Source organism: Lactobacillus colini (genome assembly GCF_017874575.1).
Taxonomy (GTDB): domain Bacteria; phylum Bacillota; class Bacilli; order Lactobacillales; family Lactobacillaceae; genus Lactobacillus; species Lactobacillus colini.
On record NZ_JAGGLU010000001.1, the window covers coordinates 101,075 to 125,896 of the forward strand.

Annotated in this window: 21 protein-coding genes; 18 read left to right on the top strand and 3 right to left on the bottom strand. The window is 35.7% G+C overall.

The features are described from left to right. Window positions 1–5 precede the first annotated feature (5 nt). Window positions 6–668, top strand: coding sequence for a ribulose-phosphate 3-epimerase (gene rpe, locus J2Z60_RS00490; protein ID WP_209685274.1), 663 nt, complete (start codon window positions 6–8; stop codon window positions 666–668). After that, window positions 656–1,330 carry a thiamine diphosphokinase gene (locus tag J2Z60_RS00495; protein WP_209685276.1) on the top strand — a complete coding sequence of 225 codons (675 nt, stop codon included), beginning with the start codon at window positions 656–658 and terminating at the stop codon, window positions 1,328–1,330. The genes rpe and J2Z60_RS00495 overlap by 13 nt, the downstream gene beginning before the upstream one ends. Before the next feature lie 75 nt (window positions 1,331–1,405). Here J2Z60_RS00495 and J2Z60_RS00500 read toward each other — a convergent pair whose 3' ends face one another. Then, window positions 1,406–2,725: an ATP-binding protein gene (locus tag J2Z60_RS00500; protein ID WP_209685278.1), complete on the bottom strand. Its 1,320-nt coding sequence runs from the start codon at window positions 2,723–2,725 to the stop codon at window positions 1,406–1,408. Beyond that, window positions 2,725–3,438 (bottom strand): LytR/AlgR family response regulator transcription factor, encoded by a 714-nt coding sequence (locus J2Z60_RS00505; protein WP_209685280.1) that lies wholly within the window; start codon window positions 3,436–3,438, stop codon window positions 2,725–2,727. Before J2Z60_RS00505 ends, J2Z60_RS00500 begins: the two co-directional genes overlap by 1 nt. Window positions 3,439–3,594: 156 nt before the next feature. Here J2Z60_RS00505 and J2Z60_RS00510 point away from each other — a divergent pair, with 156 nt between their 5' ends. The 5 genes from J2Z60_RS00510 (at window position 3,595) to glf (ending at window position 12,013) form a co-directional block, all read left to right on the top strand. Beyond that, window positions 3,595–6,021 carry a glycoside hydrolase family 3 C-terminal domain-containing protein gene (locus tag J2Z60_RS00510; RefSeq protein WP_209685283.1) on the top strand — a complete coding sequence of 809 codons (2,427 nt, stop codon included), beginning with the start codon at window positions 3,595–3,597 and terminating at the stop codon, window positions 6,019–6,021. 71 nt (window positions 6,022–6,092) lie between these two features. After that, window positions 6,093–6,599, top strand: coding sequence for a hypothetical protein (locus J2Z60_RS00515; protein WP_209685834.1), 507 nt, complete (start codon window positions 6,093–6,095; stop codon window positions 6,597–6,599). Window positions 6,600–6,628: 29 nt separating this feature from the next. Further along, window positions 6,629–7,645: a glycosyltransferase family 2 protein gene (locus J2Z60_RS00520; protein ID WP_209685285.1), complete on the top strand. Its 1,017-nt coding sequence runs from the start codon at window positions 6,629–6,631 to the stop codon at window positions 7,643–7,645. 184 nt (window positions 7,646–7,829) lie between these two features. After that, window positions 7,830–10,835, top strand: a complete 3,006-nt coding sequence (locus tag J2Z60_RS00525; RefSeq protein WP_209685287.1) for a glycoside hydrolase family 3 C-terminal domain-containing protein — start codon at window positions 7,830–7,832, stop codon at window positions 10,833–10,835. Window positions 10,836–10,909: 74 nt separating this feature from the next. Continuing rightward, window positions 10,910–12,013, top strand: a complete 1,104-nt coding sequence (gene glf, locus J2Z60_RS00530; protein WP_209685289.1) for a UDP-galactopyranose mutase — start codon at window positions 10,910–10,912, stop codon at window positions 12,011–12,013. Between the two features lie 122 nt (window positions 12,014–12,135). On the opposite strand, the gene rpmB is transcribed toward glf, so the two are convergent. After that, window positions 12,136–12,321: a 50S ribosomal protein L28 gene (rpmB, locus tag J2Z60_RS00535; protein WP_209685291.1), complete on the bottom strand. Its 186-nt coding sequence runs from the start codon at window positions 12,319–12,321 to the stop codon at window positions 12,136–12,138. A 175-nt stretch (window positions 12,322–12,496) separates the two neighbouring features. On the opposite strand from rpmB, the gene J2Z60_RS00540 reads away from it, so the two are divergent. The 11 genes from J2Z60_RS00540 (at window position 12,497) to rnc (ending at window position 24,811) form a co-directional block, all read left to right on the top strand. Continuing rightward, window positions 12,497–12,859: an Asp23/Gls24 family envelope stress response protein gene (locus J2Z60_RS00540; RefSeq protein WP_209685293.1), complete on the top strand. Its 363-nt coding sequence runs from the start codon at window positions 12,497–12,499 to the stop codon at window positions 12,857–12,859. Between the two features lie 18 nt (window positions 12,860–12,877). Next, window positions 12,878–14,539 carry a DAK2 domain-containing protein gene (locus J2Z60_RS00545; RefSeq protein ID WP_209685295.1) on the top strand — a complete coding sequence of 554 codons (1,662 nt, stop codon included), beginning with the start codon at window positions 12,878–12,880 and terminating at the stop codon, window positions 14,537–14,539. Between the two features lies 1 nt (window position 14,540). Continuing rightward, complete coding sequence (gene recG / locus J2Z60_RS00550) at window positions 14,541–16,583, top strand: ATP-dependent DNA helicase RecG (protein WP_209685297.1); 2,043 nt, start codon at window positions 14,541–14,543, stop codon at window positions 16,581–16,583. Between the two features lie 18 nt (window positions 16,584–16,601). Next, window positions 16,602–17,606: a phosphate acyltransferase PlsX gene (gene plsX / locus J2Z60_RS00555; RefSeq protein ID WP_209685299.1), complete on the top strand. Its 1,005-nt coding sequence runs from the start codon at window positions 16,602–16,604 to the stop codon at window positions 17,604–17,606. A 54-nt stretch (window positions 17,607–17,660) separates the two neighbouring features. Further along, window positions 17,661–17,903, top strand: a complete 243-nt coding sequence (gene acpP / locus J2Z60_RS00560; protein ID WP_209685301.1) for an acyl carrier protein — start codon at window positions 17,661–17,663, stop codon at window positions 17,901–17,903. 165 nt (window positions 17,904–18,068) lie between these two features. Then, window positions 18,069–19,097 (top strand): ABC transporter ATP-binding protein, encoded by a 1,029-nt coding sequence (locus J2Z60_RS00565; RefSeq protein WP_209685303.1) that lies wholly within the window; start codon window positions 18,069–18,071, stop codon window positions 19,095–19,097. Between the two features lie 10 nt (window positions 19,098–19,107). Beyond that, window positions 19,108–20,076 carry an ATP-binding cassette domain-containing protein gene (locus J2Z60_RS00570; protein ID WP_209685305.1) on the top strand — a complete coding sequence of 323 codons (969 nt, stop codon included), beginning with the start codon at window positions 19,108–19,110 and terminating at the stop codon, window positions 20,074–20,076. Window positions 20,077–20,078: 2 nt separating this feature from the next. Continuing rightward, window positions 20,079–21,041, top strand: a complete 963-nt coding sequence (opp4B, locus tag J2Z60_RS00575; RefSeq protein ID WP_209685307.1) for an oligopeptide ABC transporter permease — start codon at window positions 20,079–20,081, stop codon at window positions 21,039–21,041. Window positions 21,042–21,058: 17 nt separating this feature from the next. Then, window positions 21,059–21,973: an ABC transporter permease gene (locus J2Z60_RS00580; RefSeq protein ID WP_209685310.1), complete on the top strand. Its 915-nt coding sequence runs from the start codon at window positions 21,059–21,061 to the stop codon at window positions 21,971–21,973. Between the two features lie 290 nt (window positions 21,974–22,263). Beyond that, window positions 22,264–24,033, top strand: a complete 1,770-nt coding sequence (locus tag J2Z60_RS00585) for an oligopeptide ABC transporter substrate-binding protein (protein WP_209685312.1) — start codon at window positions 22,264–22,266, stop codon at window positions 24,031–24,033. A gap of 97 nt (window positions 24,034–24,130) precedes the next feature. Beyond that, window positions 24,131–24,811, top strand: a complete 681-nt coding sequence (gene rnc / locus J2Z60_RS00590) for a ribonuclease III (protein ID WP_209685314.1) — start codon at window positions 24,131–24,133, stop codon at window positions 24,809–24,811. Window positions 24,812–24,822: the final 11 nt, after the last annotated feature.

Genomic DNA, 24,822 nt, shown 5'->3' on the forward strand with positions numbered 1-24,822 from the left:
AAATAATGATTGCACCATCAATCTTAAATGCAAATAATATGAATTTAGGACATGATATTGAAGCGGCTGCCCAATGCGGGATTAGCCGCTTTCATATTGATATTATGGATGGACATTTTGTGCCCAATTTGTCATACGGACCTGAATTAGTTAAGAATTTTAAAAATCAGTTTCCAAATTTAGAAGCTGAAGTTCATTTAATGAGTAATAATTTAGATGTCGTGTTGCCTGCCTTTGTAAAGGCAGGAGCTGACTTAATAGAGTTTCACCTAGAAGCAACTAATAAGCCTGATTCATGGCTAACTTATCTTCATCAGCATGGATTAAAGGCAGGGTTAGTTATTTCACCAGATACGCCAGTAGATAAAGTTAAGCCATTTTTGGATAAGATCGATCAATTATTGATTATGAGTGTTTATCCAGGTTTTGGTGGACAGAGCTTTATTGAAAAATCGATTGACCGCATTAAGCAAGCTAGAGAATTGATAACGACAACTGGACGACAAGTTCCGATCGAGGTTGATGGTGGAATTGACGAGGATACTGTTGGTAAGGTAACTCAAGCAGGAGCTGATATTTATGTGGCTGGTTCCTATATTTTTAAAAGAGGTCCTATAGCAGAACAGATTAATAAATTGAATAAGGTGATAAGTTCATGCAAGCAGTAGCATTATTAGGTGGTCCAAGTGAGCAGTGGCCTGAAAATATTGAACAGATTTTTAGGGATGCTAAAATAGCCGGTCACTTAATTCTAGCTAGTGATCGTGGTACTCTCTTTCTCAAAAGATGGGATATTCTACCAGACGTAGCAGTTGGTGATTTTGATTCTCTAAAAAAAGATGAAAAGCTTATTTTAAATGATATTCCAGATGTGCGTTATTCTCAGCCAATTAAAAACTATACTGATTCTGAGCAGCTTTTTTTAACGGCATTGGCTGATTATCACGTCGATAATTTATTTATCTATGGTGCTACTGGTGGCAGATTAGATCATTTTTTTGTAAATATTTTTACATTTTTAAGACCAGAATTGTGCCGATTTGTAAACCAAGTTGAGCTGGTTGATAAGCAGAATGTATTTAAATTCTATAGCCCAGGTAAGTATTTAATTAAGTATCGCAGTGGATATAAGTATATTGGCTTTGGCAATTTAGAAAAAACAATAGATTTTTCTATTTTAGATGCTAGATATGAATTGAATAATTTCTCTAGTGAATATCCTAATTTCTTTTCTTCAAATGAGTTTATTAATCACAAGGATTTTGAAATTAAATTTAAAGCAGGAATAATTTTGGCGATTTATAGCAAAGATATTAATCGCTATCGTTAAAACAAAAATGCAAGAAATACTTTCTTAGCTCTTAACTGAGTCAAAAAAGTAATTCTTGCATTTTCAATATAGCTGTTAGCTAAGCGGCAATAGTAAGATTAATTTGAACCAATTATCTTTATTAGTAATTGTTAGTGTGCCACCATATTTTTTGGCAATTAACCTAATGCTCTTTAGACCGTAGCCATGGGGTTGGCTATGGTCTTTTTTTGTTGTAGTTGGCAGACCATTAGATCCTAACTTAGTTGCCTGAGTGGTGTAATTCCGCAGTGAGTAAATTACCATGTTGCCTTTTTTTGTAACCCTTAAGTCAATCAATCTTTTTTGTGGATCAGTGACTTTACTTTCGGCTTCGATGGCATTATCTAGCGAATTCCCTAATAAACTACATAAGTCCATGACATCTATTTTATTTAATAGTTTTCCATTAGCGATACAAGTAAAAATTATATTATGTTCGATGCAGTAAGCATTTTTTCTAGTTAGGACAACATCTACAACTGGATTACCAGTCTTGACATCAGACTTAAACTGCTTAATATCATCTCTCAGAGAATTAATATAAGAGAGACGTTTTTTTGAATTTTGCTCTAGAGCAATTACATCTAATTGATGCTTAAGATCATGGAAGCGTCGATTTACGGTTTCAGAGCTTTCTCGGTAAGCTTGATATTGTTCATATTGAGATTGGAACATACTATTCATTTGAATTAAGTCATTATGTAGGTAATGTTCGTAGCGCTGATTCTCTTGTATATAAAATAATAATAATCCACACAGGTCAACCATGGTCCGCATCATGAAGATTGAACTTGAATTATTTAGTAGTGAATTCTGCTTAAACATAAAGCCTAAGTTTGATGTTGCAAAGATCATCATCGCAATAACTAAACTATTCCAGGCTGATTTTTTACTGATGTTTAAATTAGCATATCGCAGTCGGTCATTGTTTTGCAGCAAAAATAATAGCCAAATAATTAAGCTATATATTAAAAACATTAATACCGCTTGAAAAAATGGTCGCCAGATTTGATAGGCATAAAATTTAAGGTAGCAGACAATTTGCCAAGCACTAGCCGCTAAAAATTCAGCTATGATAAATGTTTTACTCGTTTGATAAATTAGGACAGTTATTGAGCGCCTGCTACAAGAAAATATTGTTAGAAACATCCAAAAGACATTGATTAAAATACCTAAAATCCAAAATTGAATATAAAATTTATCAGCTAAAAATTGCAAAATAAATTGCCCAATTCCAAAGCCTGTAAGCATTAACCAAGTTGACCAAGAGATTTTACTTCTCCTAATTTGAACAATAGCTAGAGTTGAGGCAAGTATCTCAGCTAAGGCAGTATAAGAACGCGGTATATTAGGTAGGGATAATAACTGCTGCATTATGAGTCACTACTTCCTAAAAATTCAGTCAACGCCTGCATAAAGGCCTTTTTTCGAGGACGACTAATCTGGAGGTCATAAGGACCGACTTTAACAATATTACCGTTAACTTCTGAAATATGCTTTAAGTTGACTATATAGCCATTATTACAGCGAAAAAAGTTATGTGGCGTTAGGATTTCTTCCATTTTTTTAGTTGTGTCAAGCATATCTAATTGTTCTTCTTTATCGGTAATTAGATGCAAATGAAGGTAATGCTTCTCACTTTCTACGTAGTACAGACTATCAAGGTACACCTTCTTTAATCCTTGTAGGGTATTGAACATAATGCTTTCTTGTTTAGATTGAAAGTTTTGGTTAATCCGCTTAAAATGTTCGCTAAAATTAAAATATGAAACTGGCTTAAGTAAAAAGTCACTAGCATTAACTTGATAGCCTTCTATCGCATATTGGACATAGTTAGTGACAAAGACAATTAACACATTCTTATCATGCTTGCGAATTTTTTTGGCAGTAGTCATACCGTCCATTTTTGGCATTTGGACATCTAGATAAATCGCATCATAGTTTTCAGTATAGTGAATAATTAAGTCAAAGCCATCATTAAAAGTAACTATATCAAACTTAATATGATTTTCTCTTTCATATTGTTTAAAACATCCCAGCAGCCGATTTAATTCATCTTGGTTATCTTCGACAATTGCAATTCTCATAAATAGAACCCTTTCATTATTATGCTTTTTATTTTTCCTTAAAATGCCCAAAAATTCAAGTTGTGTAAAATTTTATGCAAATTATGAACCACGCGCTATAAAACCGCTTTCTTTGTTTTAAACTAAAGCTAGTTTAAATCGGTGGTGAAAAAAATTATGCTAAAAAATAAAGAACAAATTGAAAAACTTACTTTACAAGAAAAGGCAGCCTTAACTGCAGGATCCTCTGAATGGGAAACATACGAAGTTAAAGGCAAGGTGGGGAAGATATTTTTAGCAGATGGTCCTTTCGGATTGCGTAAACAATCTGGAGCTGGGGATCATTTGGGATTGAATGCTAGCGAGCCAGCAACTTGCTTCCCTTCGACTGCTACAATGGCAAATTCTTGGGATCCTGAAGTTCCTCAAGAAGTTGGCGAAGCATTAGGAATAGAAGCCGCAGCTTTAAAAGTTAATCAAGTACTGGGTCCAGCTTTAAATGTTAAGCGAAATCCGCGAGGTGGTAGGAGCTTTGAATATTTTAGTGAAGATCCTTATTTAGCTGGTAAGATGGCGGCTAGTTTAATTCGCGGAATTCAAAAAAATGATACAGTTGCGACACCTAAGCACTTAGCAGTTAATAGCCAAGAAACGCGTCGAATGGCTTCTAACTCAGTAGTTGATGAGCGAACTTTGCGCGAGATATATTTGACTAACTTTGAAATTGCGGTTAAAGAAGGCAAGCCTAAGTCAATTATGTCATCTTACAACTTGATTAATGGCACCTATGCTAATGAGAATAAAAAGTTACTTGATAATATTTTAAGAAAAGAATGGGGATTTGATGGTTATGTCGTTACTGATTGGGGTGGAGATAATGACCATACAGCAGGTATTAAGGCTGGATCAAATCTTGAAATGCCAGGAGTTGGGTCTTTGGCAGCTCAAGAAATAGTAGAAGCGGTAAAGACCGGTAAATTATCTGAAAACGTGCTAGATAGGAGAGTTGATGAGCTTTTAACCGTAATTAATTATTCTAGTAAACAAAAGCCAGCTAAAGTTGATTGGAAATATCAACATGAGATAGCACGTGATGCAGCTAAGCGTTCAATTGTTCTATTAAAGAATGAAGACCATGTGCTTCCTTTAACTGGAAAAGAAAAAGTAGCATTGATTGGTGACTTTGCCAAAAATCCACGATATCAAGGTGCTGGTTCATCAATTATTAATAGCAAGCATCTAGAAAATTTATTCGATACTGCCAAAGATTATGGTATTAACCTAGCTGGCTATGCTCAAGGTTATGATAGATTGGGTAAGATTAATGAAAAGTTAGTTGATGAAGCAGTAAATTTACTAAAGCATAGTGACTTAGCGATTGTTAATATCGGCTTGACTGAATCTGCTGAAAGTGAAGGCTTAGATCGTTCAAATCTACAACTCCCTAAGAATCAATTAGACCTAATCAAGCGTTTGTCAACTACTGGGAAAAAGGTAATTGTCGTCTTATCAGGTGGTGCTGCAGTAGAAATGATGTGGCAGACTCAAGTTGATGCCATTGTTCATGAATACCTAGGCGGTGAAGCCGGTGCTAGTGCTGTCTGGGAAGTGCTAACTGGGAAGTATAATCCATCTGGACGTCTATCAGAAACTTACCCACTTCAAGAAAATGATATACCTTTTAATAATGAATTCCCGCAAAGCAATCCTAATGTTTATTACAAGGAAGGGATATTTGTTGGCTACCGCTATTACACTACAGCGGGTATTGAGACTCAATATCCATTTGGCTATGGATTAAGTTACACTAAGTTTAAGCTTGATAACTTACAAGTTAGTCAAGCAGGAATTACAGTTGATGTAGAAAATATCGGTCAAGTCAAAGGAAAAGAGACTGTGCAGCTATATGTTGGTAAAGAAGATTCCACTATAATTAGAGCTGCTCGTGAATTAAAGGGCTTTAAGCAAGTTGAACTAAATCCAGGTGAAAAGAAAACAATCTCAATTGCCTTTGATGATAAAACATTTAGATTCTTCGATGTTAATTCTCATGACTGGCAAGTTGAAAAGGGCACTTATCAGATTATGATTGCTAAGAATGTCAATGATATTTGTTGTCAGGCTGAATATGAAATTAGCAATGGGATCATTCCCCAAGTTAAAGAAACAGATAGCTATAAAAGATATAAGGCTGCTGATTTACATAGTATTTCAGAGAGGGATTTTGAAGAGTTATATGGTAAGAGTTTGCCTAAAGTTAAAATGAAACCTGGCATGGATCTTAATTACGAGAGTACACTTTCTGATTTGATTTATTCAAGATCTTGGCTAGGGAGAATGATTGCCAAGTGGTTGAAGAAAAAAATTAACCAAAGTTTAGCTAATGGAAAACCCAACTTAAACTTCTTGTTTAACTACAATATGCCAATTAGAGCAATCTTTAAAATGACGAATGGCTTAGTAAGCCAAAAGATGGCAGAAGATTTAGTTTTCTTGTTTAATGGACATTTTTGGCGTGGATCAGGTCGATTAATTCGGGATTACTTTGCTAATCGAAAAAATATCAAAAATGCTTCTTGGTATAAAGATGGAGGAAAGGTATAATGGCTGATATAGTTGCAGTTAATGATGAATTTGCATCTCTTAGAAAAAATAGCGATGGCTTAACTAAGTGGATGCTCAAGCATAGGGAGAATGGCTTGATTCATGGTATTTTAAAATGGCAAGTCAAATATCCCAATATATACCAATTCATTGTATTTAACTTATTAAGTAACTGTGCAACAATTACTAATTTTATAGTCTTATGGCTTAGTACATTGCTATTTTTTAAGGATATGACAAGTCCGTTTAATTGGTGGATTTTTGATTATTCTAAAACTTCAACTGGTGGAATAGGTGGCTTTTATTCTTTTATTTTAGCTTATGTATGTGCACAGATAGTGAATTATTTTGTCCAGAGAAATATCGTTTTTGGGGCTAAGTTTGGTACTTGGAAGTTATTCTGGTATATTATAACTGTTATAATCGCTGGAATTGTATCAATATGGATGCCGCCGCATATTATTGCTTGGACAGCTCCTTATATTCATGGATTTTCAGCAACTGTGGCTAATATATGCAATATCATTGCCCAAGTAATGATTAATTGGCCAATGATGAAGTTTGTAATTATGAAATAATGTCTTGGTAGAACGGATAGGAAAATTTTATGAGTAAATTATTGTCAATTATTGTTCCAGCATATAATTCTGAAGATTACATTGAACGCTGTGTTAATTCTTTGTTAGTCGGAGGAAAACGTGCCCAAATTATCTTAGTTGACGATGGTTCTACTGATCGTACCCCGGAGATTATGGATGGGTATGCTAAGAGTTTTCCTAATCAAATCGAAGTTTTACATGAAAAAAATAGTGGCCATGGTGGAGCAATCAATAATGGCTTAAAGCTAGTAAAAACTAAATACGTCAAGGTAGTAGATAGTGATGATTGGCTTGACTTTGAAGGCTTTCAGAAGATGCTGGACTTTTTAGAAGGATTAGAGCATCAGCATCAAGAACTAGACATGATTATCAGTAATTATGTTTATAACAAGGTCAACGCTAAGCGTAACCATGTTATTGCCTTTAAGCACTTGCCAACAGGGCGGGTCTTTGATTGGGATGAGGTAGATTTGCGTATGGGGCAATATTTAATGACTCATGCGCTTATCTATCGTACGAGTATTTTAGTTGATGAAGCTAAACTGCAGCTCCCTACTAATGTGTCATATGACGATAATATTTACGTTTTTGAGCCTTTGCGTTATGTTCACAGAATGTACTATGTAGATATTGATCTTTACCACTATTTTATTGGACGTAATGACCAATCGGTCAATGAGAATGTTATGTTGAAAAAGATTGACCAGCAGCTGATGATTAATAAGCGAATGATTAAATACTATGGTGAAAATATCGACATGAATACCCCCTTAGGTCGATATATGCGTTATTATCTTGAAATCATTACGACAATTTCTTCAGTTATTTTGATACGTCAAGATTCTCCATATTACACTTCTTTAAAAGATGAATTATGGGAATATCTTAAGTCTTATGACAGTGAACTTTATAAGAAGTTAAGGCACCGTCCTTTGGGAATTGGTGTTAACTTTAATGGTAAGTTAGGTCGCAAGTTAGTATCAGGCTTGTATAGACTAGCTCATAAAATATATCAATTTAATTAATTATCTAGCTTATAAGCAGGACATAGTTTGAGCAGGACTATGTCCTATTTTTGTGCAGATATTATGGACATATGCAATTTATGCTACATTTTTTGCAAAAAATGTATTTAGGCCCTAAAAGAAAGCGATTACGTGTATCATAGCAACTGTAAGCGATTGCAAGTTTATTTTTGGAGGGAAAAATATGGATAAGCAAAAGAAGAGGAATCTTCGAAGTATGCTTATATCAGTTGGTGTAATTATTGTTGCATTATTAGTAGTTTACTTTGGTGCACAAATTATTATAAATCAACTTGAACATACAGGGATGGTAACCGAGCGCGATGTGCAAAGCACGATTACCTTAACAAGTAAATATTTTATTCCGTTAGCTGTTATTTTAGGATTGATTGTCTTAGCTTTAATAGTCTTTTGGAATAAGAGCAGGAAGTTTAATTTCTGGCTAAAATGGGAATCTTTTGTAGTATTTTTGGTAGCTTTGGTAGTTACACTAAATGTAGTTGTATTCGAACCTATGCAAGCCTTGATGAATGTTAATTTTGCTAATGTTAAGCAAGTTTCTGCTTCGGCAGTTAATGAAGGTAAGCAAGTCACTAATCAGATTGCAAATGAAGGTACGATTCTTTTAAAGAACGAAAAGAATTATTTACCTATTAAAGCACAGAATATTAACGTCTTTGGTTGGGCTTCATCTAATCCACTTTATGGTGGTACTGGTTCGGGTGCTGGTAACACTACTAATGCGACTGATATTTATCAGAGTTTAAATGATGCTGGATTTAAGACTAATGACCAACTCTTAAACTTCTATAAGAAGTATCGTAAAGATCGTCCAACTGTTTCAATGTGGACACAAGATTGGACCTTGCCAGAGCCTAAAGTTAGCCAGTACTCAACTAGTATGATGAACCATGCTAAAAAGTTCTCAGATACAGCAATGGTCGTTATTGGTCGCTCAGGTGGTGAAGGTGCTGATCTTCCTACTGATATGAGTAAATTACCAGCAAAATTAAAAAATACAAGTACAGGTAACTTAGACGGTGGCTCAAATGGTGTGTATGCTGGCAATAAAGGCGACTTCAAAAAGGGACAATCATATCTTGAATTGAGCCAAACTGAAAAGAATATGTTACAGATGGTTAATAAGAATTTTAAGAATGTGATTGTCTTAATCAATTCCTCTAACCCAATGGAATTAGGATTCTTAAATCAATATTCACATATTAAGAGTGCCTTGTTAATGTCTGGTCCAGGTATGACAGGATTTTCAGCATTAGGTAAAGTTTTAAATGGTGAAGTAAATCCATCAGGTCGTACACCTGACACTTATGTGTACGATTTGAAGAAGAATCCAAGTTATAATAACTTTGGTGACTTCAGATATAGAAATGTTAAAGATGCAACGTTTGTAAATTATGTTGAAGGTATCTATGTTGGCTATAAATACTATGAAACTAGATATTTAAACAATGAAAGTGGTTATAAGAAAGCTGTTCTTTACCCATTTGGTTACGGTCTGTCATATACTAAATTCTCTCAAAGAATGAGCAATTTGAAGCGTAATTTTAAGAGTGGTAAATTTAGCTTTGATGTAACTGTAAGAAATACAGGTAAACGTGCAGGTAAAGATGTTGTCCAAGCTTACTTCACCGCACCTTATAAGAATGGTGGCATTGAAAAGTCTGCAACTAACTTGTTAGACTTCGCTAAAACCAAGAACTTAAAGCCTGGTGAAAGTCAAACTATTCACTTTAGTTTTAATCAAGAAGATTTAGCTTCATGGGATTCAAGCAACGGCGGACGTTATGTGCTTGACTCTGGTCGCTATCAAGTTCAAATTAAAAACAATTCACATGATGTGATTGCTAGTCGTTCATTTAATTTGAATAATAAAGTAGTATACGATTCTTCTAACAAGCGTCCAAGTGACAAGGTAGTAGCTAAGAATCAATTCCAGTATGCCAAAGGTGACAATGTCACTTACTTAAGTAGAAAAGATAACTTCGCTAACTTTGACAAAGCTACTAAGGCTCCAGCAGCTGCAACTTTATCTAAGCATTATCTAGAAACTGCTACTATCGTAAGCAATAAGAATTATGGCAAGGCTCCTGAGGCTAGCGGTAAGATGCCAAGTCAAAAGCAAGCTAGCAACATTACCTTAAGTGACTTACGTGGTAAAGATTATAATGATCAAACATGGAATAAATTGATTAATAAGATGAGTATTAACGATATGAGTAAGGTAATCCAATATGGTGGTTACCAAACATTTAGGAATGCTCGCATTGGTAAGGTTGAAACTTATGACTTTGATGGTCCTTCAGGACTAAGTTCAACATTCGTTAAGATGAATACCACAATGTTCCCAGCAGCTGAGATGATTGCTTCAACTTGGAACAAGAAGTTAGCTTATGACCGTGGCAAGAGCGTTGGTAAGCAAGGTAAAGAATCTGGCGTCTTTGGTTGGTATGGCCCAGCTATGAATATTCACCGTTCTGCATTTGGTGGTCGTGACTTTGAATATTACTCAGAAGATCCAATCTTATCTGGTAATATGGGCTCAAATGAAGTTGCTGGCGCTAAGAGCCAAGGTGTTTACTCTTATATTAAGCACTTCGCTATGAATAACCAAGAAACTAACAGAATGGCGGGCTTGATGACTTGGTCTAATGAACAAGCTATTCGTGAAACTTACTTAAAGGCTTTTGAAATGTCGGTTAAGCGCGGTGGTGCTACAGCTGCTATGGATGCCTTTAACTTTATTGGTAATCGTTGGTGTGGTGCTAATAAGCAATTATTACAAAATGTGCTTCGCAATGAATGGGGCTTTAGAAGATTTGTAGAGACTGACTACTTTGTAGGTAAAGGTGTAATGAATGTGGATGCAGCTATTGCTAATGGTGGCGATCTAGCATTGTCAACTACTGGTGTAGGTGCAAAAGTTCAATATACTGATAATCCAACCCAAGTTCGTTATATGAGAAAAGCTGTTCATAATATTCTTTACACTATAGTAAACAGTGGTGCTTACGATAGTGCTAACTATAAGAAGGGTGAAAGTACTTTACTTCCATACCAGAAGAGCTTCATTACTTACTTTGTAGTTGCATATGTGGTAATAGCATTGATTCAAGTGCTAGTAATCTTCTTATATAGAAGAAAATACGTTAAACCTACTAGTCAAAAATAAAAGATACAATTAAGATTAAAAGCGTGAAGTTAATTTTTCACGCTTTTATTTTTGAAAAATAGGTGATTTAACTAATGAAAATTTTGATTGTAGGGTCTGGCTTATACGGTGCAGTCTTTGCCCATGAAGCCACTAAAAGAGGTCATCAAGTAACCGTAATTGAAAAACGTAACCATATTGCTGGTAATATTTATACTGAAGAGATCGATGGGATTCAAGTACACAAATATGGTGCCCATATCTTTCATACTTCGAATAAAAAGGTCTGGGATTATATTCAACAATTTGCGGAATTTAATCGTTATACTAATAGTCCTGTGGCCAATTACAAGGGACACATGTATAATCTTCCATTTAATATGAATACTTTTAGTGAAATGTGGGGCGTTCGTACACCACAAGAAGCTATGGATAAGATTAATGAGCAACGCAAAGAAATAGCTGGTAAAGAACCACAGAATCTTGAAGAGCAGGCAATTTCTTTAATTGGTCGTGATATCTATGAGAAATTAATCAAAGGCTATACTGAAAAGCAATGGGGACGTAAGGCTACTGATCTGCCTCCATTCATTATTAAACGATTACCAGTGCGATTAACCTATGATAATAATTACTTCAATGATGATTACCAAGGCATTCCTAAGGGTGGCTATACTCAAATAGTAGAAAAGATGCTTGATAACCCTAATATTACTGTGAAGCTTAATACTGATTTTTTTGATAAGAAAGATGAGTATTTAAAGAGTTTTGATAAGATTGTTTATACAGGACCAATTGATCAATTCTTTGATTATAAGTTAGGTCATTTAGAGTATCGTTCCTTAAGATTCGAAACGGAAGAAAAGAATGTTGGCAATTACCAAGGTAATGCTGTAATTAACTATACTGAAGCCGAAATTCCTTATACCCGTATTATTGAACACAAGCACTTTGAATTTGGGAAGGGTGACGAAGATAAGACAATTATTACTCGAGAATATCCTGCTGAATGGAAGCCAGGAGATGAGCCATATTACCCAGTAAATGATGATAAGAATAATGAATTGTATGCTGAATATAAAGACCTAGCCGATAAAGAAGATAAGGTTATCTTTGGTGGACGCTTAGGGCAATATAAGTATTACAATATGGATCAGGTAATTGCCGCTAGTCTTGAAGCTTTTAGGAAGTGGAAATAGATTAAAATAGCTAAAAAAGATTAAGAATTCCGTTTTTAGAAATCTTAATCTTTTTATGTTGCACAAAAATTGCAAAAATAAAACCCCTCAGAAATATCATTTCTAAGGGGCTTGGTTGTCAATTAGACACGCGTAACCTTACCGGACTTCAAAGCGCGAGCAGATACCCAAACACGCTTTGGCTTACCGTTAACAAGAATGCGAACTTTTTGAAGGTTTGGCTTCCATGAACGCCGCACGGAGTTCAAAGCCTTTGAACGCTTGTTACCAAAGACCGTCTTGCGGCCAGTAATAATGTCTTTTGCCATTTGTGCTAAACCCTCCTTTATCTGTAATAGTACCTACTTAATTTATCACATCGACGATTTTTATGCAATAATATCTAGTTTTTTTCTTGATAATAATTAGCTTAGCTTGATATGGAATGCTGCTATGTTAAAATAAATTGAGTAAATTTATTCTTCAGTAATGGAGGAAGCACATATGGCAGTAAAAATTAAGACAAAATATGGCATGATAGATATTTCTAATAATGTCATTGCAACCGTTGTTGGCGGTGCTGCAACTTCTAATTATGGAGTTGTAGGCATGGCATCTAAGAATGCAATTCGTGATGGCGCATTAACTATCTTAAATCATGAAAATTATCGCCGCGGTGTAGTAATTAAATCAAAAGATAACGATATTATTGTTGATGTTTATATTATTGTTGGTTATGGATTGAAGATTTCTGAAGTTAGCCGCAATGTTCAAGATAGTGTAAAATATAATCTCGAAAATCTTTTAGGCATTAAGGCAAAATCTGTTAATGTAGTCGTTCAAGGCGTTAAGATACTTGACGATTAATGATCCGGAGGAGTTATTGTGGTTTTAACTGAAATAGATAGTCAGAAGTTTAAAGATATGGTGCGTGCAGCTACTCACCGTATGAGTAAGAACTCAGAGTTTGTTAACAAGTTAAATGTTTTCCCAGTCCCTGATGGTGATACTGGTACTAATATGACCTTAACTATTGAAAGCGGAGCTAAAGCAGTTAATGAAAATAATAGCCAAGTAGTTGGTGATTTAACTGAAGGCTTAGCTAAAGGGATGCTTATGGGAGCACGGGGTAACTCTGGTGTTATTACTTCTCAGCTGTTCCGTGGCTTTTATAAGTCAACTACAGGTAAGGCAACTTTAAGCGCTCAGGACTTGGCTGATGCCTTTTCTAACGGGGTTGCAACTGCATATAAGGCAGTTATGAAGCCTGTTGAAGGAACTATCTTGACTGTAGCACGCGTAGGGGCTGAAGAGGGTAAGAATAAGGCAGCAGAAACTGAGGATGTAGCTGAAGTTATGAAGGCTGTTGTAGCAGGAGCTAGAAAGGCTTTAAAGTCAACTCCTGATCTCTTACCTGTCTTAAAGCAAGTAGGCGTAGTAGATTCTGGTGGTCAAGGTTTAGTCTTTATCTATCAAGGATTCTTAGAAGGATTGCTTGGCGAAAAGGATGATGCCTACCAATTAGATGAAAACGAAATGGATGAGTTGATCAATGCAGCTCACCACCAAGCAGAAGCTGCCCAAGTACAATTATCTACTAGCGATATTAGTAATGGCTACTGTACTGAAATTATGGTTGACCTAGAAGCTGATGTTCCTAACAAGCAAGAATTCAATCTTGAAGAATTTAGACAGCACTTATCTAAGATTGGTGATTCTTTACTAGCTGTTTCTGATGGAGAAGTTGCTAAGGTTCATGTTCATACAGAGCATCCTGGTGAAGTCTTTACTTATGGTAGCAAGTTTGGTGAGCTTGGTAAGATTAAGATTGACAATATGCGAATTCAACATGAAACAATCGTTGAAAATAACGAAGAAAAAGAAGAAGCCGTTGACTTCGCTGTAATTGCTGTTGCTTCTGGTAATGGTATTCGTGAATTGTTCAAGAGTGAAGGTGTTAACAGGATTATCTCTGGTGGTCAAACCATGAATCCTTCAACTCAAGATATTATTGACGCTATCAAGAAATCTGGCGCTAGCAAGGCAATTGTATTGCCTAATAACGGTAATATTGTCATGGCTGCTAAACAAGCTGCTGAAGTTAGTGATATACCTGTAGGTATCGTACCAACTAAGACTATTTCTCAAGGCTTGACTGCAATGCTTTCATTTGATCCTGATGCATCAGTTGAAGAAAATGTCGAAACTATGTCTGAAGATTTGGATGCCGTTGTTTCTGGTGAGGTGACTCGCGCAATCCGTGATACCGAAATTAATAATGTTCAAATTAAGAAGAATGACTATTTAGGTATCATTGATGGCGATATTAGTGTTGATAATCCTGACTTAGTTGCTGCAACCGTAGAAATGGTCGAGAAGATGCTTGACGAAGATAGTGAAATTATTACTTTAATGTATGGTAGTGATGCTACTGAATCTCAAGCTCAAGCCGTTGTAGACCAACTTGAACAAAAGCATGATGACCTAGAATTTGAAATTCATGATGGTGGTCAGCCTGTATACTACTTCTTAGTTTCAGTAGAATAAAATGAAAGAACAAACTGAGGATTTATTCTTACCCGTTACTTCCTTGAAGGGAGTAGGAGCTAAGACTGCAGAGTCTTTAGCTTCATTAGGGATTAATAGTGTTTATGATTTACTTTTTTATTTTCCATTTAGATACGATGATTTAGAAACTTTACCTTTGGACCAAATAATGGATGGACAAAAAGTCCTTCTCAAGGGTATTGTTACTACTGAACCATTTGTTAGTCATTTTGGTTATCGTAAAAGTCGGCTCAGTTTTAAGATGAGAATTGACCATGAGGTAATCATGGTCAATTTTTTTAACCAAGCATGGCTAAAAAAGAGTATTGAGACAGGGGCAGAAATTGCCATTTATGGCAAATATAATGTAGTTAGACAGAGCTTATCAGGATATAAAGTAGTAGCTCAAAAAGAAGAAGATAAAGATCTAATGCCAATCTATTCTGTTAATAAGCATATTAAGCAAAAAAAGCTGCAATCTTTGATAGACTTAGCAATTGGAGCGGATCTTACTCTGATAAAAGATACTGTGCCACTTGAATTAAGAAGAAAATATCGCTTAATGACTGACCAAGAGATTATTACTAACTTGCATCATCCTCAAGACTCAAATAGTGCCAAGTTAGCTAGAAGAAGTGCTATTTTCAGAGAATTTTTCTTATTTCAGGTTCAACTAGCTCAAATTGTTAATCAGCGTGATAGTCATTTGCAAGGCATTAGCAAAAAATATGATTTAGAAGCAGTCAAGGATCTAATTACTTCGCTTCCATTTGAGCTTTCACAAGATCAAAAGAAAGTTGTTAATGAAATATATGCAGATATGCATGAACCAATTCAAATGCACCGTCTTTTGCAAGGTGATGTAGGTAGCGGTAAGACTGTGGTAGCAGTATTTGCAATTTATGCAGCGATTACTGCGGGTTTTCAAGCAACATTAATGGTTCCAACCGAAATTCTAGCCCAGCAGCATTTTAATAAGATTGACAGCATTCTTAGACCATTGGGTGTTAGAGTAGCCTTGCTTACAGGAACAACTAAAGAATTAGAGAAGCAAGAAATTTATCGTGAATTAAAAGATGGCACAATTAATGTAGTTGTGGGAACTCATGCCTTAATTCAACCTAAAGTTGAATTTAAAGATTTGGGCTTAGTAATTATTGATGAACAGCATCGCTTTGGGGTTAACCAACGTAGTGAATTAGTTGCTAAAGGAGATAACCCAGATATTTTAGCAATGACAGCTACACCAATTCCAAGGACTTTAGCATTAACTGTATATGGTGATATGGCCGTGTCTGAGATTCATACTTTGCCTAATGGTCGTAAGCCTATTGAGTCGCAATGGGTAACTTCTAATCACTTAGATCGAGTTCTAATTAAGATGCGCCAGCAGCTAGAGGCGGGGTTTCAGATTTATGTGGTAACGCCTTTAATCTCAGAATCAGAAAAAAGCGACCTCAAAAATGCGGAAGATTTGCATAAAAAGATTGCCGAGTACTTTTCAGATTATAATGTCGCCTTATTGCATGGTCAGATGAAGGGCGATGATAAGAACGATATTATGTCTGAATTTGTGCAGGGCAATATTAATATTTTAGTAACGACTAGCGTAATTGAAGTCGGGGTTGATGTGCCTAATGCTAATATGATGATTATCTTTAATGCAGAAAGATTTGGTCTAAGTCAATTGCACCAACTTCGAGGACGTATTGGTCGTGGGCAGACAGCCAGTTATTGCTTCTTTGTTAGTGATCCTAAGAATGAAGAAGCTAAGAGAAGGATGGAGATCATTTCGACCACTTCTGACGGCTTTGAACTAGCTCAAGAAGACCTAAAGCTACGTGGCGAAGGAGATGTCTTTGGTAAGGCACAATCGGGTCTACCTCAGTTTAAGACTGGTGATGTAGTGACGAATTATAATACTCTAGTAGTTGCTAAAAAAGAAGCACGTAATTTAATTAACGATGATCCAAATTTAGAAAAAGAAGAAAATCATTTCTTAAAGAAAGTTATCCAGTATACTAATAAGCTGCAAAACGATTAAAAAAGTGAGAGTGATTAAATGAAAACTATCGCAATTGATGCAATGGGTGGCGAGAATGCCCCTAAGGCAATTATTGATGCTGTAAATAAAGCTAAGAAAAAAATGACTAATACCAAGTTCATTTTATTTGGTAATGAAGATGAAATTTTTAAATTTCTCAAAAAAGAAGAAATGGGTCAGCAAATTGAAGTAGTTAATACTACAGAAGTTATTACTGACAGTGATGAACCAGTTAAAGCTATTCGAAGAAAAAAAGATTCTTCGATGGTTGTAGCTGCTAGGTATGTTAAAGAAAAGAAAGCCGATGCCCTACTTTCTCTAGGAAATACGGGAGCCTTACTTGCGTGCGGTATCTTTATTGTTGGTAGGATTAAGGGTGTAGATCGCCCAGGATTGATGCCAACTATGCCAAGTGAGAAGGGAGATCAAGGTTTTAACATTATTGATGTTGGTGCTAATGCTCAAAGTAAACCAGAGTATTTGATTCAATGGGCTGAAATGGCAAATTTCTATGCTGAAAAGATTAGAAATGTCAAAAATCCTAAAGTAGCCCTGTTAAATAACGGTGCTGAATCAGATAAAGGTGATCCACTTCATCAACAAGCTTATGAAATGCTTGCTAAAACTGATTTGAACTTTATTGGAAATATTGAAGGTAATGAAGTTATGACTGGTAAAGCTGATGTAATTGTAACTGACGGCTTTACTGGCAATGCTGCCTTGAAATCTATTGAAGGTATGGCAAGCGTTCTGCTACATATGCTAAAGGATTCGCTGCTTAATAATGGCTTGAAAACTAAGATTGGTGCTGCTTTAGCTAAGCCAGCATTGAACTCATTAAAGAAGCGCTTTGATACTGCTAGACATGGCGGGGCGGTTTTATTAGGAATTGATGCTCCAGTAGTTAAGACCCATGGTCGTTCAGATGAAAGGCCAATCTATTACACCTTATTACAAATTGATAAGATGCTTGATCAACACTTAGTTGAAATATTAAGAGAACGTTTTAGTAAGTCAAACTAGACTTTAGCGCTTAATTGAATTAAACTAAAATTAAACTTTTGGAGGTTGCATATTATGACTGAACAGGAAATTTTTAATAAAATTGCTGATATGATTGCAGAACGTTTTGAAATTGATCGAGATAAGATTACTAATGATCTTAATTTCCAAAATGATCTCGATGCTGATTCAATTGATTTTGTGGAATTAGTAATGGATATGGAAGATACATTCGGTTCAGAAATTCCAGATGATGAAGCTGAAAAACTTCAAACAGTTGGTGAAGCTGTAAATTATGTTAAAGAGCATCAGAACTAAGTTTAATTCTTAGATTTGGAAAAGATACTATCATTATTTTTAAAACTTTAATTGCAAAGGTTATTGAAATGATGGTATCTTTTGTTTATAATAATGACATTAAATTGAAATTCTAATTGACTTTTAATATTGAATTTTATTAAAAGGTTGAGAGGAGAATGACCTTTGGAGAAGCAGAGCGATCTATTGTTAGATATACAACATCTGCACACGGCGTATCGTCTACAAGGTAACTTCTATGATGCAGCTGACGACATTAATTTAACACTGAAACGTGATGAAATTTTAGCGATTGTTGGTGAATCTGGAAGTGGCAAGAGTACGATTGCCTCAAGTATTATTGGATTGTATGATCACAAGAATACTAGAGTTACAGGTGATATTTTATATAATGAATTGAACTTGGTAGGATTGAACGAATCATTGTTTAATAAGATTCGTGGTAATAATATTGGAATGATCTTCCAAGATCCTTTGGCAAGTTTGAATCCGTTAATGAAGGTAGGAGATCAAGTAGCAGAAACTCTTTACTACCATACTGATATGAATGAGAAGCAGAGAGTTACACGTGTTATTGAGCTCTTCAATCAAGTAGGGATGCCACGTCCTGAAGAGATGTACAACATGTATCCACATGAGTTGTCAGGTGGACTGCGTCAACGTGTAGTTATCGCTATGGCAATTGCATGTAAGCCGGAGATTATTATCGCCGATGAGCCAACTACTGCTTTAGATGTAACCATTCAAGCGCAGATTCTAGACCTACTAGAAAGTATTCAAAAAGAATCACATTCAGGCATTATCTTAATCACTCACGACTTGGGTGTTGTTGCTGAAACAGCTGATGAAGTTGCAGTTATGTATGCTGGTCAAATCGTAGAGAAGGCAGATGTTAAGACAATCTTTGAGCATCCGCTTCATCCATATACTCGTTCACTGCTGAATTCTATGCCTCAAAGTGATGATGAAGATGAAGAACTTCACGTTATTCAAGGAACTGTACCTTCATTGAAGAATATGCCACGTACTGGTGATCGCTTTGCAGCAAGAATTCCTTGGATTCCAGCAAGTGCTCATGAAGATGAGCCAAAGGTACATGAAGTTGAACCGGGTCACTTTGTCAGATGTACTTGTTGGCAAGAGTTCCACTTCTTAGATGACGACAGTAATAAAGAAGTAGTAAAGAATAAGTAGGGAGTAGCATATGGCAGAAGAAATTATTCAAATCAAAGATTTAAAAGTCCATTATCCTATTCGCTCTGGCTTCTGGAATAGAATTACTGATTATGTCCGTGCTGTTGACGGTATTAACCTCTCTATTAAAGAAGGGGAAACCTACGGCCTAATCGGTGAATCTGGTTCAGGTAAGTCTACTACTGGTAAGGCAATCGTCGGAGTTGAGAAAGTAACTAGTGGGCAGATTCTTTATAAAGGACTTGACGTAACTAAGGCAAGTAATCGTAAGAAGCTTAACTACAATAAGGATGTTCAGATGATCTTTCAAGATTCAATGTCTAGCTTGAATCCACGTAAGAGAATTGAGGACATTATTGCTGAACCAATTAGAAATTTCGAGAACTTGACAACTGATGAAGAAAGAAAACGAGTTCAAGAACTATTAGATATCGTAGGTATGCCAAGCGATGCTATTTATAAATTCCCACATGAATTCTCAGGTGGTCAAAGACAAAGAATCGGTGTTGCTCGTGCAGTAGCCACTAATCCTAAGTTAATTGTAGCTGATGAGCCTACTTCAGCTCTAGACTTATCTGTTCAAGCTCAAGTGTTGAACTTTATGAAGCAGATTCAGCAACAATACAATATTGCCTTCTTATTCATCTCCCACGATTTAGGTGTTGTTAAGCATATGTCAGAAGATATTGCGATTATGCACCGTGGTCGTTTTGTAGAAATTGGTAAGCGGGATCAGATTTATAGCAATCCAATGCATATTTATACCAAGCGTCTATTATCTGCTATTCCGGTTGTTGATGTTGAGAATCGTGATCAGCATAAAAAAGACCGCCAAAGAGTAGAAAAAGAATTCCTAGAAAATCAAAGCAAATGGTATGACAAAGATGGTAGGGTACTCCCACTTAAGAAGGTTGGCGACCGCCACTGGGTAGCTTTACCTGATGATATTATTCAAGAAGAATTGAAGGAGGGAGAATAGACATGTGGAAAACGGTTTTACGTAGAATCCTGATTATGATCCCGCAATTGATTATTCTTAGTATGTTAGTTTTCATATTAGCTAAAATGATGCCGGGAGACCCATTCTCTGGAATGATTAATCCTAACTCTGACCCTAAAACCATTGCACGTCTAAAGCAAGAATATGGTTTAAATGATCCAGCTTGGGTTCAATATACTCGCTGGTTGGGGAATTTATTGCATGGTGACTTAGGCCAATCTTATATTCAGAAGGTTCCTGTTGCTTCTCTAATCTGGGATCGTGCGGTTAATACCTTCTGGTTATCATTGTTAACAGTTATCTTAACTTATGCAATTGCAATTCCTTTAGGTATTTCTGCTGGTCGTCACCAAGACCAATGGCAAGACCAAAGTATCCAAGTCTTTAACTATATTACATTTGCTGTTCCAGCATTCGTATTCTTTATTTTAGGTTTATGGTTATTTGGATTTACTTTAGGTTGGTTCCCAATTTCTGGATCTGTTAGTGGGGATGTCAATCCAGGAACGTTTGCCTATTATTGGAGCAGGTTATATCATATGCTCTTGCCGGCCATCTTAACCGCTTTAATAACAACTACTGGAACGGTTCAATACTTAAGAACGGGAATTGTTGATAACAAGGTTGAAGATTATGTTAGAACTGCTAGAAGTAAAGGTGTCCCTGAAAAAGTTGTCTTTAATAAGCATATTTTAAGAAACTCACTCCTACCAATTGCAGCTTTCTTCGGTAATACTATTACTGGATTACTCTCTGGTTCAATGGTTGTTGAAATGGTCTTCTCATACCCTGGTATGGGTAAGCTATTCCTTGACTCAATTAGTCAACGTGACTACACTACTTTAACTGCCTTGATACTTATCTTCGGTATCTTGACTTTAATTGGTAACTTGTTGTCAGATATTATTATGAGTATTGTTGACCCTAGAATTAGGGTTAAATAGGAGGAGAGGAGTTTAAAATGGCTAAAGAAAAAGAAAACAAAAATACCGAAACTAACCAACAGCCTTCTCTTCCACCTTCTGGCTTTAAAGTTGTTGTAAGAGAAATACTTCGTGATAAGGTGGCAATGGTTGCCTTCACGATTGTTGTCTTGATCTTATTGTTGACCTTCGGTGGTTCATTACTACTAAGTGGACAAAATGTAACCGAGATTAACGTTGCTGACGCTTACTATGGTTGGGGTGAAGCAGGACACTTACTAGGAACTGACGATGGTGGTCGAGACATCCTTAAGTTAGTAATTGTCGGTGGTAGGAATTCTATCTTAATTGGTCTAGCAGTTACTGTTATTACCGAATGCGTAGGGCTAGTTATTGGATTAATTACTGGTTATTATGGCGGTACTGTTGATGGTATTATCATGCGTATCGTAGACTTCATCCAGATTCTGCCACAAATGCCAATTATCATTGTCTTAACTACTGTTATTCCTAACTATAATGCCTTTACTTTAGTTTGGTTAGTGGCAATGTTTGGTTGGACAACTACTGTCAGATATTACCGTAGTTTTATCTTATCGCAACGTGGAAGAGACTATGTTCTAGCTTCTAAGACATCTGGATCATCAGATCTTAAAATTATGTTTAGAGAAGTATTGCCTAATATTACTTCAATGATTATTATTGATGTCGTCTTGACTGTTGCAGGTAACATTGGTATCGAAACTACTCTTTCATTCTTAGGTTATGGGTTACCAACTACAACACCATCACTTGGTACCTTAATTGGATTCGCTAATGATCCGGTTAATGTTACGACTAGACCATGGTTATGGTTGCCAGCAACTATCTTATTGTTACTTATTTCAATGAGTATTAACTATGTTGGTCGTGCACTTCAAAGAGCTGGTGATGCTCGTCAACGTGAAAATTAATTTATTTATTAAAAAGCATTCTGTTAGTGAGCAGAATGCTTTTTTATACATATAGATAATTCTAAAATTCGTGTAGATTTATTCATAATTATCCTTAAGTTTGAATTGGCGATAAATAAACAGGTATGTATTAATGATTTAAACCGCTTAACAATTAATATAATTTATAACTTATTATGAATCAAAGCTAAAATAAATTGAATAATTATAAGAAAACCGCTTGATAAAATTAGAATATGATGATAATATTTAATCATCAACTTGATCCAACAATAATGGGGGAAATAAATATGAAAAAAGCTAAATTATTCGGAAGTTTAACTTTACTTTCTGGTGTTGCGCTAACTTTAGCCGCATGTGGAAGTAGCAGTTCAAATAGTAATTCTGCATCCGATGTAAACAAACTTAAGTCAAGTACTCCTGAAAAGGCAACTAAAAAAGGTGGCACTGTAACTAGAGCTATTGAAACTGATACGCCGTTTACTGGTATCTTTTCAGACGAACTGTCTACATCTGCAACTGATAGTGAAGTTTCTGCTCCTGCAGATGAGTCACTATTTGGAACGGATGATAATTTTCAATTTAATAATAAGGGCGCTGCAACCATTAAACTTGATAATAAAGCTAAGACCGCAACTATTGAAATTAAGAAGGGCGTTAAATGGTCTGATGGTAAGCAAGTAACTGCCAAAGATTATGAATATTCTTATGAAATAATCGGTAATAAGGATACTAAGTCTCAACGTTATACTTCAAGCTTAGCTAACTTAGTTGGCTTCGAAGAATACCATGAAGGCAAGGCTAAGACTATTTCAGGGTTTGAAATGCCAGATGGTGAAAATGGACGTAAGGTTGTACTTCACTTCAAGGAAATGAAGCCAGGTATGAAGTTTAGTGGTAATGGTTACTTCTGGGAATCTGCTGCACCATACCACTACTTGAAGGATGTTCCATTTAAGAAGCTTGAATCTTCAGATCAAATTAGAAAGAACCCAATCTTCTTTGGTCCATATAAGGTAAGTAAGGTTGTTCGTGGTCAATCAGTAACTTTTGTACCAAACAAGTATTACTGGCGTGGTACTCCTAAATTGGATAAGATTACCTTCTCAGTAATTACTCCTAACTCAGCTACCCAAGCTATTAAGTCTAATAAGTTTGATATTGCTGGTGTTATTAATTCACAATGGACTAACGTTAAAAGTGCTAAGAACGTTAATTTTGTTGCTAGTGTTCCTTTGTCTTATGGATACTTAGGCTTTAAAGTTGGTAAGTGGGATGCTAAGGCTGGCAAGAACGTTATGAATCCTAATGCTAAGATGAGTAACAAGGCTCTTCGTCAGGCTATTGCTTATGGTATGAATATTGCTCCTGTTGCTAAGCGTTACACTCATGGTCTTAGCTTCCAAGTACCTACTCTAATTCCTAAGCAATTCGGTGATTACTATGACTCATCAATTAAGCCATATACCCAAAACTTAAAGAAGGCTAACAAGTTGTTGGACGATGCAGGTTACAAGAAGAAGGGTAAGTGGCGTGTACAACCTAATGGTAAGCCATTAACTATCCATTTAGCTGCAATGACTGGTTCATCTATTCAAGAACCAATTATTCAAAACTACATCCAACAATGGAAGAAGTTAGGCTTGAATGTTAAGTTAACTGGTGGTCGTCTAATTGAATTTAACTCATTCTATGATAAAGTTGAAAATGACTCTAAAGACGTTGATATGTTCTTAGGTGCTTGGTCACTTTCATCAGAACCATCACCAAATGACCTATACAGTGAGAAAGCCCCATTTAACTTCTCTCGCTTCGTAACTAAGAAGAATACTGAATTGTTACAAGAAATGGACTCTACTAAGGCATTCAATACTGATTACCGTGTCAAGAAGTTCCACGAATGGCAACAATACATGAAGGATGAAGCCTTTGTAGTACCAACAACTAATGCTTACTCCGTAGTTGCTGTAAACAATAAGTTAACTGGTTACTCAACTAAGCCATCTAAATCAAATGGTAATGGTTTTCCTAACTGGTTCTACATTGGTTACGCAAAATAATTTAAATTTTATACTTTTTTTGAAAGCTGCCCTCTTAGGCGGCTTTTTTCTAACTATAAAAATAGGTATAATTAAGAAGTTAAAGAAAGGAGAACAAATGGTTACAGAATCTTTTAAAAAGAATCTTAAAGAAAAATATGGAGTTAGCTTTCATAATGAACAACTTTTAGAAAATGCTTTTACACATTCTTCTTATGCAAATGAAAATCCAGGTACAACCAATTATGAAAAATTAGAATTTTTAGGTGATGCTGTCTTAGAGCTGGCAGTATCAGATTATTTATACCGCCATTTTCCTAAATTACATGAAGGCGAATTAACACGTTTACGTTCTAATGTTGTTAGGACAGAAGGATTTTCTAAGTTTGCAATTGAATGTGGTTTTCCTGACCAAATTAATTTGGGTAAAGGAGAAGAAAAATCTGGTGCTCGCAGTCGTAAGACCTTACTTGAAGATGTATTTGAGGCCTTTAATGGGGCATTATTCTTAGATAGTGGAATGCCTGCTGTGCAACATTTTTTACATTTGACAGTTTATCCAATGATTGCAGAAGGCGACTTCGATGATTCACGTGATTATAAGACGGAACTGCAAGAACGCTTGCAAGTCAATGGACCAGTTGATATTAAGTATGAAGTAATTGAGCAAGACGAAACTAAGCCGATGTTTACGGTTCAGTTATTTGTGAATGGTAGTGCCAAGACAACAGGCAAAGGTAGAAACAAGAAGACAGCGGAACAACAAGCTGCATCCCAAGAATTAAAAAATATTAAATAAGAATAGGTGAG